Origin of the sequence: Lentibacillus daqui, from assembly GCF_027186265.1 — a bacterium.
In the GTDB taxonomy this organism is placed as follows: Bacteria; Bacillota; Bacilli; order Bacillales; family Amphibacillaceae; genus Lentibacillus_C; species Lentibacillus_C daqui.
In genome coordinates this window covers 3,614,855-3,629,159 of record NZ_CP114176.1, presented here as the reverse complement: position 1 = coordinate 3,629,159, position 14,305 = coordinate 3,614,855, and the positions used below count along the sequence as shown (strand labels likewise).

Here is a 14,305-nt window from a genome sequence, read left to right as displayed (position 1 = left end):
ATAGTTTATAAAGTTTGTGTAATTTTTTATGTATAAAGTTTATAACAGAAATGCTTCCATTTGCTATGAAATGCTCATAAATGCAAGGGTTTTTGACGTTTTGGATAGCCGTAACTTTATGTTACAGTGCCATTAAGTCAAATAGAAATGGGTGTTAAGCGATGGAAGGCGATAAAGATAAAATTGCGGACGTGAAAACACAATTTATTGACAAGATTGCTGACAACATGAGCTCTTTCGGTGTTTCCACAAGTGTTGGGCGTGTGTTGGGAATCATTTATATGAAAAGATCACCAATGACACTTGATGAATTATCGGCTGAGACCGGTATGAGTAAGACCCGCATGAGTCAGGTTGTTCGTGAAATGATCGATTTGAATATTGCGGAAAGGGTTTTTCAAAAAGGTGTACGCAAAGATTTATATCAGGTGGAACAGGACTATTATCAAACCTTTGTATCTTTATTTACTTCAACTTGGCGTAAAGCGATTAATAAAAGCAAACACTTTGAGCAAAAGCTACAAGGAAAATTGAAAGATTTACAGGAAGATCATCCTTTAACAGAGGCCGATGAACAGGCGGTTGATGAGATTCTTGCCGAGATACGTGAGTGGATGGACTACTACGACTGGATCAAGCGGCTAACCGAGTTTTTTGAAAGCGGCGAGATCTTTAACCATGTTCCAAAAAATAGACAAGGAGGAAATCATCTTGAATAATAACGTTATTTTATCCTGTGCGATTACCGGTGCAGGTGAGACAACACAGAAAAGTTCCTATGTACCAGTGACACCTAAGGAAATTGCTGATTCTGCTATCAAAGCAGCGAAGGCAGGGGCAACAATCGCCCATTTACATGTAAGAGATCCAGAAACAGGCAAACTAAGTCATGATGCGAATTTATTTAAAGAGGCTGTAGAGCGTATTCGTGAGGCGGATACGGATGTCATTATCAATATCACTGCTGGTGGTGGCGGTGACTGGGTTCCTAGTGAGTCCGACCCAACCAAAGGCGGAGAAGGTACCGATATGCAAACACCAGAGGAACGCCACAAACCAGTTGGCATGTTACTGCCGGAAATATGTACGTTGGACTGTGGCAGTGTTAACTTCGGTGATCAGGTTTATATCAGCCCGACTGATTGGCTCCGGAAGCAAGCTAAATTAATTCAGGATGCGGGCGTTAAACCTGAACTTGAATGCTTTGATACCGGGCATATACGTTTTGCCAATCAATTAGTCAAAGAAGGACTTATTGATGGGGATCCAATGTTCCAATTCTGTCTGGGTATTCCATGGGGCGCTGATGCAGATGCCGAAACATTGGCATATATGCGAACCCGAATTTCAGAAAATGCGACTTGGGCAGCATTTGGAATCGGACGGATGCAAATGCCGATGGTCGCTGAGTCTGTCTTGCAAGGTGGGAATGTTCGTGTGGGATTAGAAGACAACCTTTATTTGAAAAAGGGAACATTGGCTACGAATGAACAACTAGTTGACAAAGCAGTTGGTATTATTCAAAGCTTGGGATCAGACGTGATGTCCCCTGCAGAAGCACGTGAATTTTTGAATTTGAAGGATCCAAATGGAAAGAAGGCATAATATATGACAACAGAAATTAAAAATATTACCGTCGTTGGTACTGGCGTTATCGGAAACGGATGGATTACCCGTTTCCTTGCCAACGGCTATCATGTTACAGCAACCGATCCAGATGCCACAGCAGAAGGCCGGATGCGTGAAGCAGTTGCACATGCATGGCCGGCAATGGAAACGTATGGTCTGGATCCACAGGCATCGCAGGATAACCTATATTTTGAATCCGACCTTGAGACTGCATTACGTCAGGCAGATTTTGTACAAGAGAATGTGCCGGAACGTGAACCATTGAAACGAAAAGTCATCGCAGACATCGATCAATATGCGCCTGAACATGCTGTCATCGCATCCAGTACGTCTGGTATCTTGCCAAGTACATTACAGGCGGATTGTACGAAACATCCGGAGCGCGTCGTTGTAGCCCATCCTTTTAACCCGGTTTACTTAATGCCGCTTGTCGAATTAGTCGGAGGCAAAGCAACGGACGGTCAATTTGTTAAACAAGCACAAGCATTTTATACAGGCATTCGCATGAAGCCGTTAATCGTTCGACAAGAAATAGAAGGCCATATCGCCGACCGTTTGATGGAAGCCATCTGGCGGGAAGCACTGCATATCGTCAATGATGGTGCAGCAACAACAGAAGAAATAGACACATCGATTGTTTATGGGCCTGGACTACGCTGGGCATTAATGGGACCTTTCTTAACCTTGCATATGGGTGGTGGAAAAGCCGGTATGCGTCATTTACTGGAACAATTTGGCCCAGCATTGAAGCTACCGTGGACTAAACTTGTCGCACCGGAATTAACGGATGAACTTGCGGAAAAAGTTATTACCGGCAGTGAAGCGCAAACGGAAGGCGTATCAATGGAAGCTCTTGAAACGCGCCGTGACCAATTCCTGATTGAACTACAGCAACTGTTGGAAAAATATTGGCCAGCAGCTAATCTAAACGGAAATCTGTAAGAAAGAACGGCTCCGAGCACCGCTTCTTAATCGAGGTGCCGGAGCTAAACATGAGTTCCCAGGTTACTTGTTTCATAGCTTTATTCCTGATAAGGGAGGGATTAAAATGGCAGAGGGAAAAGTTATTTTGCAAAATCGCGTCCAAAAGGAATGGATCGATTATAATGGACATATGAATGATGCAGAATATGTTCGGGCATTCAGTTGGGGCGTCGACCGCTTGATGAAATTAATTGGTATTGATGATACTTTTCGGGAAGAACAGCATTATACGATCTATACGATGGAGACGCATGTCTGCTATCTGGCCGAAATGAAACTGGATGAACCATTTGAAGTTCATTTGCAAATCCTTGATTACGATGCAAAACGCATGCATGTTTTTTATGAATTGTACGGTGAAGACGGAAAACGTGCAGCAACCAGCGAACAAATGCTAATGGGTATCGATCAATCCACTGGAAGACCAGCACCATTTCCAAATGATGTCTATACCAAAGTAAAAGCGCTCGCTGACCAATATACACCAGCAGAAAAACCAAAAGAAGCAGGCCGCATCATCGGCATCCGGCGCAAATGAGTGGGACATGAGGACAGGCTCCTTGTCCCACCATATTTTGGAAACCGCCCGCTAGAAGGGTGAAATTCACCGATAAATCATGCAAAACCGCCGTTAAAAAACCAAAATCGCCGATAAACCTTATAAAGAGAAAGTGAAAAGCAGTATCTGGTCTGTTCAAAGGTAGGGTTATCAGTATTTGACGCCCTCTCCCCCTACTATTAAAACTCATCCAATGGTATTACTTCTCCAGTAACAGCATGGACACCATAATCGAAAAGTAATGGTGTCTGTTTAAATAATAATGATCAAGTCCAAACCGCTTCTTCGCTTCATGAGTCAATTGTTCCATTTGCTGGTCCAAAAAGTTCCCTACCTTTCACTGTAATGATGTTAGTTTAACATATTTAAAAAAACACTTGAAAAATCCTTTACCTTTCCCTTACGTTAACGTTTATAGTGTAAGGGAAGGGGGTGTGAAAATGCATATAAAAGAGGTTGCAAAGCAGATGAATACGACAGCAAGATCAATACGCTTTTACGAGGAAAAGGGATTGCTGTTTCCGAAAAAAGATGGAGAAAATGATTATCGGGTATTCCATGAAGCGGATTTGATGCGGCTGAGCACGATTCTAGCGTTACGGGAAGTTGGTGTTTCCGTACGTGACATACAAGAACTTTTGGCAAATCCAAACATGAGTATGAAACAATACTTGAATATTCAGCGCTCGGTTCTGTTTGAGAAATGGCTTGAAATGAAAGACATGATTGAAACTATTGATCGGATGCTGGAGCATACCGAAAATGAGGATTTTACCAGTGAAATTTATGAGTTAGCCCAACATTTAAAAGCAATGAAACATATCCGTAAAAATTGGGAAGACCAATGGAATTTTGATAAACAAGCTGCGAATTATGATCAGCACATTAAGATGCACGGGGATCGTTTTAATGTCCATCAAGATTATGAACAAGCATTAGCTAAAGCCGTGCATACGATGCAATTGAACTCCGGTGATAGTTGTTTAGATATTGGAATTGGCACCGGAAACCTTGGTTCGCAGTTTTTAGCACAGGGAGTCAACGTTATTGGTGTTGACCAGTCAGAGGAAATGTTAAAACAGTGCAATCATAAGCATCCAGCGATTGATACCCGCAAAGGTCACTTTCTCGCTTTACCACTTTTGGATAATCAAGTAGATGGAGTGGTGACAAGCTATGCCTTGCATCATATTCCGGATGGACAAAAATTGCTTGCGCTCGTAGAAATGGACCGTGTTTTGAAAGATAATGGACAGATTTGTATTGTTGATTTAATGTTTGAGAACGATCAACATCGCCAACAAGTAATCGATTCGTTTCATCAGGAGGAAAATAGGCTGGCAATCAAGGCGATAGAAGATGAGTTTTATGCCGATCAATCAAAGCTGATGGATTGGTTGATGGAAAGAGGATATGATGTTAAGACTTATCGATTTAATGATATTTTGAATATGATTTATGCTTTGAAATAACAAGGTTCGCGATCTCTTTCCTGATCAATTCGTTTTAGTCACCATATTGGATTATGATGAAAAAGTTGTTGATGAAGTTGCGCCAATAAGAATTGTTGAGGCCAAAATACCAACGATCAATTTTTCAACGCAAACCTGGGCAAATGATTTACCACACTTCCAATGAAAATTTTGTTATACACATAGAAGGGCTCTCTTTAGCTGAATTAGCCCGTGTTCAAAATAAAAAAGGCTGCCTCTATCCCGAGACAGCCTTCCTTTCCATTCACTCAAATTTCCCGAATTGTCCGCGTGCCTGGTACTCACTCAATTCTGAAAATAATTGATTAATCCTTCAGTAACGCCATCAGCCACAGCATTTTGGTAATAATCAGTTTGGATGTTGGCTAAATCATTCGTATTGGTGATAAAGCCCAGCTCAATTAAAATTGCCGGTTCACTGTTTTCGCGTAAGACATGGTAGTCACTCTTCGTAATACCGCGACTGGAAAGTACCATATTTCTGCTTAGTGCTGATTGTACATCTTGTGCCAGTCTGCTGTCTTCAGTTGCATAATAATGGGTACTGAACCCATTTATGGTAGATTCCGGATACGCGTTAAAATGCAGGCTGATAAAGGCATTGGCATTGTTTGTTCCACTTATATTTACACGATTTTGTAATGAAACAAACGTGTCATCGGTTCTTGTTTCGATCACATTTGCACCGGCATTCTGAAGTTTTGCGGCAACCTTGTTCGCTACAGAAAGTGTATAGTCCTTTTCATAAGTACCGTCCTGTGCACTTGAGCCGGGATCTTTGCCACCATGCCCGGGGTCAAGAACAACCGTATAACCTTCAAGCGTCCCATTTGCAGGTGCCTCAGTGTCTGCTTGTTCTCCCTGTGGTTTATTATTTTTTGTGTCAGGTTCGACTTGCTCTGTTTGCTGCCCATGATCTTCAGTCTCTGTTTTCCCCTGTGCGTTCTCTTGTTCAGGATCACCTGTTAACCATGACGCGATCCACCCAGTTTGTCCATCTTCAAGGGTGACTTTGTACCAATCATTCGTTGTTTCCAGTAAAGGGTACGTTTCACCCTCAGTTGTCTGACCGATAATGCTATATTCTGTCCCTGGACCTGTTCGGATCCTTACTTTAGATGATGGCGCTGTAATGGTTTCCTTCGACGATGCTGTAATATTGGATTGACTGTCAGAATCAGCAGGTGTCATAAACTGCGATGCCACCCATGCTTCCTGATCGTTGTAATATGTTTGTAGCCAACCATGTGACTCCTGAAAGATATCAATTTCATCCCCTTCGTGTAGTTTCCCAATCACATCCGAGTCAGTCGAAGCAGCTGTCCTGACATTCACGGTTGTGCCATTGACTTTGTATGTTTGACCATCCTCAGCATGACTGACTTGGGGAATAAAGAATAAAGAAAACAAAACAGCAATACCCAATGTAAAACATATTTTTCGCAACATAGTTCCTCCTCAAAGCAATTTCATAGAATGGTATAATTTATTTATGATATTCAGTATGGACAAAGATAGCCGGATAGTAAACTAAATTTAAGCAAATTAATGAAAAAGGACTAAGGAACGTATGTTTTTTTAGGAAGATTATCATTGATTTTTGTAGAAGAATGAAATATGTTCGTTGCCAAATCATTGTTTATTAAGAAGACAAATATGGAATCACATTTTTCTAAAGGTACAAGATGTAAAGTTGCTAAAACACTGGTAAAGACGCTTGATGATCAGTGAAATACAGCACTTAATAGCGGGATACAGGGGAATAATATGTGTAAGAGGGGCGGGATTGATATTGGTTATTTCCCGGGCAATATTCCATATATGATTATTATATACTGTGGACTAAAGCAAAGAGTGGTTGGCGAACAAATGCGTGCAAAAATTTTTAAACTTGTTATAATAGTTTTGAGGATATGATACCTCCACTCTCCTTGTAGAAAGGAGGTGAGTAAGAAATAGAAGAGATTTTACTTCTGATTGTGGCAATCTGTAATGTGCCTGTTGCTATATTGCAACTATTGACCACCATGATAGAAAACCGCAATCAAAAGAAAAAGTCTTCTCTGTTCGCAACAACAAAGAAGACCGAGAAAACCAACCGGGATTGAGGGGTTTACCCTCTTTCCCCTTTCATTATCTTATGTATATCATATCCTCTTTATGAAAATAATGCAAGCGAGGAGTGAAATAATGTTGTATTTTGCATTAGCTGCTTCAATAGCTGCATTGGTTTTGACTATTATCAACTTTGTGATTACGATAAAGCTGAAAAGACGATAAGTAATTTTTATTAGAACAGGGTTATGAACTATATCGTAGAATTCATAACCCTGTGCCACTGTTCTTTATGAAGGGAACCCTAAGATAGCCTTCGTTTCCAGATATTCTTCAATGCCGAAATCGCCCCACTCCCGGCCAATTCCGGATTGTTTATAACCTCCAAATGGCGCTGCGAAATCTTTCTCGCCACTATTGACGGTAATCCGGCCGGCGCGGATGCTGGTTGCGACTTTACGGAGCGTCTCAGGATCTTTTCCGACTACATATCCTGCCAATCCATAAACCGTATCATTGGCAATTTCAATGGCCTCATCCACCGTTTCATATGTGATGATCGACATAACAGGGCCAAAGATTTCTTCTTGCGCTATTTGCATGTCATTCGTCACATTACTGAAAATAGTTGGCTTGCAATAGTAACCTGTTTCCAGTCCTTCTGGTTTACCAGTTCCACCAGTAATTAGGGTAGCACCTTCTTGCATACCTTTCTCGATATAAGATTGAACACGATCCCACTGTTTCTTGGATACAAGTGGGCCAATGTTCGTTTCCTTGCGTGGATCACCCATTGGAAACTCAGGTAGTACGTTCTTTACTGCTTGCTCAAATGATTCCCTCATGGAGGAAGGCACGAGGATCCGTGTTGCTGCTGAACAAACCTGTCCTGTGTTCATAGCAATGTTTGATACTGCTGTCTTTGCGGCTTTTTCGATGTCGGCATCTTCCAATACAATAAGTGGTGATTTGCCGCCAAGTTCAAGCGCAAAGTTTTTAATCGTTTTCGAGGCGTTTTCCATGATCTTTTGTCCAACACCGACTGAACCGGTAAAGGACACGAAGTCAATATCCGGATGGGAACTAATGCCATCGCCAATTACATCACCAAGGCCATTAACAAGGTTGAAGACCCCTTTTGGAACACCGGCAGCTTCAAAGATTTCCGTTAGAATAATTGCCGCGAATGGTGTGAGTTCAGACGGCTTTAATACTACCGGACTTCCAGCTGCAAACGCACTGGCAATCTTGGTTGAGGTCTGATTGGTTGGAAAATTCCAAGGTGTGATCAGCCCGCTAACCCCGATCGATTCTTTAACGACGGTGTGATCACCACGATCCTCCATGAATGAGAAATCTTTCAATGACTTTGCAGCTTGGGAAAAGTGCGCATATCCCATTTGATAATGGACGTTTTCCGAGATCGAAAGTGGGGAACCAAGCTCGTCAGTTATGGTTTCGACAATATCATCTTTACGCTTTTCATATTCAGCAGCGATTTTTTCAAGCAATTCAATGCGTTCTTCCTTTGTTGTTTGCGAAAAAGACGGGAAAGCTTTCCTGGCCGCTTTTACTGCCTTGTCCAGATCCTCTCTTGTTCCCAGACTGATCTTACCAATCACCTCTTCTGTTGCTGGATTGATGACATCCAAGGTCTCTGATCCGGTTGATTCGACCCATTCACCATTAATAAAGTGCTTTAGATGATTGCGCATGTTAAGAACTCCTTTATAAAAAAAGTGATATTTCATGTCTATGGTGTCTAGTATCCCAAAATGACTTATTTCAAACATGAAGTGTCACCTCCAGCTTGTTAAAAAGCGGAGCACCAAACCAGTACTCCATTCCCGATTCATCAAGCCCGAATCCACTTCCAAATTGTTGACCGATATTATGGTTTTCAAGATATTTACCCGTCCTTTCCTTCAGCCAATAAATACGTAATAATTTCGTCCAATCGTAGTGCTGTTTGATCCGTCCATTCAATATTATTTTGAACAAGGAATTTCTCGGTTGTATCTGGCTGATTTGAGGTCAAAAGCTGTTGATCCCTGGCGATTTCTCCAGGTATCCTGTTTTCAGGAAGGGCTTCTTGCAGCCAATAGCGTTTATAGCTCTCCGTTAATTCTTCCTTTTCAAATGTGCCGAGCATTTTTCCATCGCGGAATACACACAGATAGTCTGCCAATTTCATGATGTCTTCGGCTTGATGACTGGCAAAAACAATCGCATGATCTCCGTGATCCATCCAGTCAACCAAAATGTCCATGAGATGCTTTTTCGCCGGAATATCCATAAATGATGTCGGCTCATCCAGTAATAATAATGGGGTGTTGCGTGGGGTGGTCAAAGCAAGATTTAATTTTTGCTGCACTCCTTGAGAAAGTTTTCGGTATTGTTTATCCAATGGAATGTTGAATAAATGAACTATTTCTGCAAATAATGTGTCATCCCAGTTCGGATACAATGGAGCAATTAATGACTTCAGTTGCTCGCCGGTATATGAAGTGTAACCGATCGTTGTTTGTGCTTGATAAGCTATTTGAGCTTTCCACGATTCATCCGAGCCATAAACAAATTTGTCGAATATCTTGATATTTCCCATGTCGGGATTTGCCAGATTCATGATTAATTTGAATAATGTGCTCTTACCCGATCCATTGTTGCCAACTAATGCGGTAATTGTTCCGGGTTCAATCGACAAATCAATCGGTCCAAGCCGGAAATTATCTATCTTTTTCTGTAACTGTTCAATTTCCAACCAATGATGCATCATTCATTCTCCTTTCTCGCGGTGGTTGTCAATAATTTCATGAAATATCTCCTTGATTTGTTCCAACGAATAGTCATATTGCAAGGCTGTATCGACCGCGTGCTCAATCGTTTGATAAACAGAGGATATTTTCACCTGATGTTTTTTATCATCAGCGATATCAGCAACAAATGTCCCTTTTCCCTGAGTGGTACGGATAAACCCTTGCTGCTCCAGGTTCTGATAGGCCCTTCTTGTCGTGATAATGCTAATTTCGAGATCTTTGGAAAGGGCACGAATCGAAGGCAGTGGTGTACCCGCGGTCAATTGTCCACCAGCGATTAGCGCCTTTAGTTGATTTTCAACCTGATGATAAATCGGTTCCCTAGTATCTTTGGAAAGATGGATTGGCAGTTCCACGGGACACCCTCCTTTCTACAAATAATCAATTTTATCCATCCCTTTGCGCGCATAATGGAGCCAGTAATTAATGCCGAGAATGGCTAGAATAATTGATATCAGGCTTGATGCAAGCGGCCAGTTTTGCGCGATGATAATCGTCCAATAAAAAATGGTATACCCTGTTATAAGCTGGATTAAGGAAAACAAAAATAATGTCACAATAACGATGCCGAGAATTAAAATTCCTGCCAATGTAGCACTTAATTTGCTTTTGCCACCAATCTCACTCGATGCAAAAAGATACCCCACATAAAAGCTAAATGACAGCCAAATAATTGAAAAGACGATATAATCATTAAGGGTTAAAACGCTTTGTAACGCTGGTGTTAATGGATATAGGCAAAGCAGCAAAATCAGCTGATACGGAAATGAATAGACAAAATGAACAAAAAATCGGCTTTTTATTATCACATCTTTCTTAATGGCCAGGTGATTCAACATCACCAATGAAGGAGAGGCGAACACATCCCCACCAACTTTATTGATTTGAAAATCTTTGGGTTTCCACCAAATCATCATTGTGGAAGAGAACATCAAGATAAAAAAGAAATCAAATCCTGCTGTTCTTTTTTCCACACCCGTATCCAGGACAGTAACGAAAAAGAACAGCATAAAAAACGTGAATAGCAATAGTAATAAAAACATCCATTTGGAAGCTTTCAATTCAAACTTCGCCAGGTACCATGCTTGTTTCCAATCTTTCATGAAAGAGACCTCCTTGTCAGTGTTATACTGTATATATGTTTATACACAGTATATGTGTGGAAGTTAAAAAAGTCAATCCCAAATTAAAAATAGGCATAAAAAAAGAAGTGCAAGACTGTCTTTGCACTTCTATTTAGGTAATGGAATCTAATAGATGTCTCATCGCTCTTGAGCAGAGGCGTATTAGCCAATAGATCACCCGTGGGAACAGTAGTATGAGATCAATGAAGAAGTCGAGAACATGCAGCCAGTTGTTGGATTTATCAATATCCCGACGTCTTCGTTCGTTTCGTTCATCACGAAAGCGTCTCAACCAATCCACTCCTTTAATGTCAAATGAATAAGTTATTACACAACACCTTCACGGATCATCGCATCGCCGACTTTGATGAATCCGGCAATATTTGCACCAACATCCAAATTACCTGCATAGTCGTATTCTTCTGCAGCATTTACCGCATTGTGATAGATGTTTAACATAATTTCGTGTAATTTTTTATCAACTTTTTCAAATGGCCAGGTTAGTTTCATGCTGTTTTGGGCCATTTCCAGCGCTGATACGGCCACACCGCCAGCATTGGCAGCTTTTGCCGGGCCAAATAAAATATGACTTTCATTAAACAAATCGATTGCTTCCTGATTGGATGGCATATTGGAACCTTCAGCGACTACTTTTACACCATTTTTAATCAATGTTTTGGCAATATCTGCATCGATTTCATTTTGTGTCGCACATGGCAAGGCAATATCGCATGGTACGTTCCAGATCTCTGCACAGTTGTCGTGAAAAACCGCATGTGGATGCTCATCAAGATAGGAAGCTACCTGGCCATTGCCGCTAAACTTCAGACGTTTGATTGTTTCCAGATTAATGCCTTGTTCATCATAAATATAACCACTTGAGTCACTACAGGCCACAACCTTTGCACCGAGTTCCATAGCCTTCTCCATCGCATAAATAGCCACATTTCCTGCGCCAGAGACAACGACATTGCTTCCTTCAAAGGTTAACCCTAAATCATGCATCATATGATTGGCAAAATAAATCAATCCATATCCGGTTGCTTCCGGACGTACAAGACTGCCGCCAAACCGTACATCTTTACCAGTCAGAACACCAGGTTCATAGGCTCCGCGCAATCGTTTATACTGACCAAACATGAAACCAATTTCCCGTGCCCCAACGCCGATGTCACCGGCGGGAATATCCACATTTGGACCAATATGATTGACAAGCTCTGTCATATAGCTTTGACAAAAACGCATAATCTCATTATCGGATTTTCCTTTTGGAGAAAAATCCGCACCGCCTTTACCGCCACCAATCGGCTGTCCAGTTAACGCGTTTTTAAAAATTTGTTCAAAACCGAGGAATTTGATAATACTTGCGTTGACTGAAGGATGAAATCGTGTACCGCCTTTATACGGTCCGATACTGGAATTAAACTGAACGCGGAACCCTCTATTTACCTGAACATTGCCATTATCATCCACCCATGGAACACGGAAAGTAATCAGCCTTTCCGGTTCAGAAATACGTTCCAATATACCATTTTTCATGTATTTTGGATGTTTGGCAAAAACCGGTACCAGTGATGAAAATATGTGTTTTGTCGCTTGATGAAATTCAACCTCGCCGGGATTTCGCTCTTGCACTGTTTTAAATACGCCATCAACATAGTCTTTTGCACGCTGTAAGGAATCGTCTTTAGTAGTTTGTGTCATTATCATATATTTTCCCCTTCCATCTTAAAAATAAAAATAATGGTACCATTCGGCAGTTGACGGACCATGCACGCTCAATGCTGAACAATTAAGTTGTAAAATTAATGACCGAATAATAAGGTGATGTGATAACTGGTGAGTACTCATCGGAATCATGCGAAAGAGCTTTTTTGAAATGAACAATATTGTTATAACTAAACAGTTTACAGCATTTTAATAATAATTGCAAGCGATTAGATGAAATTATTACACAATTTAGTAAACGGTTACTTCGGTTTATTATGCCACAGTCTGGGTATTTCATACTTCAACACCCGCTAATAGAGAAATGATACGAAACGTGCTAGGATGATGATAAGAAGGAGGTATGAGTGTGGAACAAAATATGAATGCATGGGAAATAGCAAAACGAATTAGGGAAAAGACGATCTCGCCTGTTGAAGTGGCTGATTACTACTTGCAACAAATTAGTACATATAATTCGGATATCAATGCAATGGTTACCTTAAACGATCATGTACGGGATGAGGCAATACAAAAGGAAGCGGATGTAAGTGAATGTAAGGAATTGGGACCACTGCATGGTGTACCTGTTGCGATTAAAGATTTGACACCAACGAAAGGAATCCGAACAACTTTTGGCACCAAACTTTTTGCTGATCATATTCCTGATCGTGATGCAACGATTGTCAGCCGGTTAAAAGATGCTGGAGCAATTATCCTTGGTAAAACAAATACACCGGATTTTGGTCACAAAGGGACAACTGATAATACTTTGTTTGGGGCAACGAAAAATCCATGGAATGTGACAAAAACGGCTGGTGGTTCCAGTGGCGGATCCGCTGCAGCTGTTGCTTCCGGGATGACACCGTTTGCTGAGGGCAGTGACGGTGGTGGATCGATTCGCATTCCGGCAAGTTTTTGCGGTGTATATGGCTTCAAGCCAACCTATGGACGAATTCCGATGGATAATAATTTGCAAAATGTATTTGGTTCAAATAATCCGTTTGTCCATCATGGTACATTAACACGATCGGTGAAAGATGCCGCATTATTTGTCGACGTTACTCAAGGGCCATCTACAACTGATCCATTTTCCTTACCTGCATCGGATCAAAAATTAACTGTGCAAATGGAAGGACCGCTGGACGGCGTGAAAATTGCTTACACGAAGGATTTTGGCATGTATCTGGTTGATCCGGAAGTGGCAGAAATTATCGATCAACAGGTCGCAACATGGCGTGCATTAGGTTGTAAGGTTGAAGAGGTGTCGATGGATTTCGGTATGACCTTACATGAATTTCTCGGTTTCTTCAAAAATATGTGGTATGCTGCAGCCGCTGCCGATGGAAAAGATATTCTCGAACAAACACCGGAATTAATCACACCTTCTTATCAGACTATGATTGAACGAGGGTTTTCGGTGAGTACAAGTGATTATATTAGCTATCAGTCAAAACGGACAAAGGTTTGGAATGTGTTGCAAAGCTATTTCCAGGATTACGATCTAATAATGTCACCAACCCTTTCGATACCGGCATTTGATTATCAGCTGCTTGGACCGGAAACGATTCAAGGGCATCCAATTGAGGCGGACTCGGATTGGATGATGACCCATATTTATAATATGACCGGGTTGCCAGCAGCCTCAATACCAGCAGGGAACACAAAGGATGGTTTGCCTGTGGGGATGCAGATCGCCGGAAATCGTTTTGCAGATGGACTTGTATTGCGAGCCAGTCGTGGATACGAAATGATCACTGGTGGGTTCCGTAGCCCTGATTTATCGTTTGTTAAGCATGATGAAACCAATATCAAATAAAAAAGATGCTAGAGCCGGACTTCCCCTTTCCTGGCATCAGCTGAATACAGTCATACTTTCTTAGAATTAAAAAAGGTGCTATAAGCTGGCACCTTTTTACTGTTTCACAATTCGGCCAT

General features: G+C 41.4%; 13 protein-coding genes. 6 read left to right on the top strand and 7 right to left on the bottom strand.

Going from position 1 to position 14,305, the window contains the following annotated elements:
* Positions 1-161 precede the first annotated feature (161 nt).
* The 5 genes from O2S85_RS18045 (at position 162) to O2S85_RS18025 (ending at position 4,644) form a co-directional block, all read left to right on the top strand.
* A complete protein-coding gene (locus O2S85_RS18045; RefSeq protein ID WP_269410663.1) occupies positions 162-719 on the top strand; it encodes a GbsR/MarR family transcriptional regulator in 558 nt (185 codons plus the stop codon).
* Positions 712-1,605 (top strand): beta-keto acid cleavage family enzyme, encoded by an 894-nt coding sequence (locus O2S85_RS18040; protein WP_269410662.1) that lies wholly within the window; start codon positions 712-714, stop codon positions 1,603-1,605. Before O2S85_RS18045 ends, O2S85_RS18040 begins: the two co-directional genes overlap by 8 nt.
* Positions 1,606-1,608: 3 nt before the next feature.
* A complete protein-coding gene (locus tag O2S85_RS18035) occupies positions 1,609-2,571 on the top strand; it encodes a 3-hydroxyacyl-CoA dehydrogenase NAD-binding domain-containing protein (protein WP_269410661.1) in 963 nt (320 codons plus the stop codon).
* 106 nt (positions 2,572-2,677) lie between these two features.
* Positions 2,678-3,151 carry a thioesterase family protein gene (locus O2S85_RS18030; protein ID WP_269410660.1) on the top strand — a complete coding sequence of 158 codons (474 nt, stop codon included), beginning with the start codon at positions 2,678-2,680 and terminating at the stop codon, positions 3,149-3,151.
* 461 nt (positions 3,152-3,612) lie between these two features.
* A complete protein-coding gene (locus O2S85_RS18025; RefSeq protein ID WP_269410659.1) occupies positions 3,613-4,644 on the top strand; it encodes a MerR family transcriptional regulator in 1,032 nt (343 codons plus the stop codon).
* A gap of 306 nt (positions 4,645-4,950) precedes the next feature.
* On the opposite strand, the gene O2S85_RS18020 is transcribed toward O2S85_RS18025, so the two are convergent.
* From O2S85_RS18020 to gdhA, 7 genes are all read right to left on the bottom strand, one after another.
* Positions 4,951-6,114 carry an N-acetylmuramoyl-L-alanine amidase family protein gene (locus O2S85_RS18020; RefSeq protein WP_269410658.1) on the bottom strand — a complete coding sequence of 388 codons (1,164 nt, stop codon included), beginning with the start codon at positions 6,112-6,114 and terminating at the stop codon, positions 4,951-4,953.
* An 896-nt stretch (positions 6,115-7,010) separates the two neighbouring features.
* A complete protein-coding gene (locus tag O2S85_RS18015) occupies positions 7,011-8,435 on the bottom strand; it encodes an aldehyde dehydrogenase family protein (RefSeq protein ID WP_269410657.1) in 1,425 nt (474 codons plus the stop codon).
* Between the two features lie 194 nt (positions 8,436-8,629).
* Complete coding sequence (locus O2S85_RS18010) at positions 8,630-9,496, bottom strand: ATP-binding cassette domain-containing protein (protein WP_269410656.1); 867 nt, start codon at positions 9,494-9,496, stop codon at positions 8,630-8,632.
* A complete protein-coding gene (locus O2S85_RS18005; protein ID WP_269410655.1) occupies positions 9,497-9,892 on the bottom strand; it encodes a GntR family transcriptional regulator in 396 nt (131 codons plus the stop codon).
* Between the two features lie 15 nt (positions 9,893-9,907).
* The gene (locus O2S85_RS18000; protein WP_269410654.1) at positions 9,908-10,639 is read right to left on the bottom strand and encodes a hypothetical protein; all 732 of its coding nucleotides are present in this window, start codon (positions 10,637-10,639) and stop codon (positions 9,908-9,910) included.
* A 133-nt stretch (positions 10,640-10,772) separates the two neighbouring features.
* Positions 10,773-10,952 (bottom strand): hypothetical protein, encoded by a 180-nt coding sequence (locus O2S85_RS17995; RefSeq protein WP_269410653.1) that lies wholly within the window; start codon positions 10,950-10,952, stop codon positions 10,773-10,775.
* A 35-nt stretch (positions 10,953-10,987) separates the two neighbouring features.
* Complete coding sequence (gdhA, locus tag O2S85_RS17990) at positions 10,988-12,370, bottom strand: NADP-specific glutamate dehydrogenase (RefSeq protein ID WP_269410652.1); 1,383 nt, start codon at positions 12,368-12,370, stop codon at positions 10,988-10,990.
* A gap of 367 nt (positions 12,371-12,737) precedes the next feature.
* Between gdhA and O2S85_RS17985 the strand changes: the two genes are divergently transcribed.
* Positions 12,738-14,186: an amidase gene (locus O2S85_RS17985; protein ID WP_269410651.1), complete on the top strand. Its 1,449-nt coding sequence runs from the start codon at positions 12,738-12,740 to the stop codon at positions 14,184-14,186.
* Positions 14,187-14,305 lie beyond the last annotated feature (119 nt).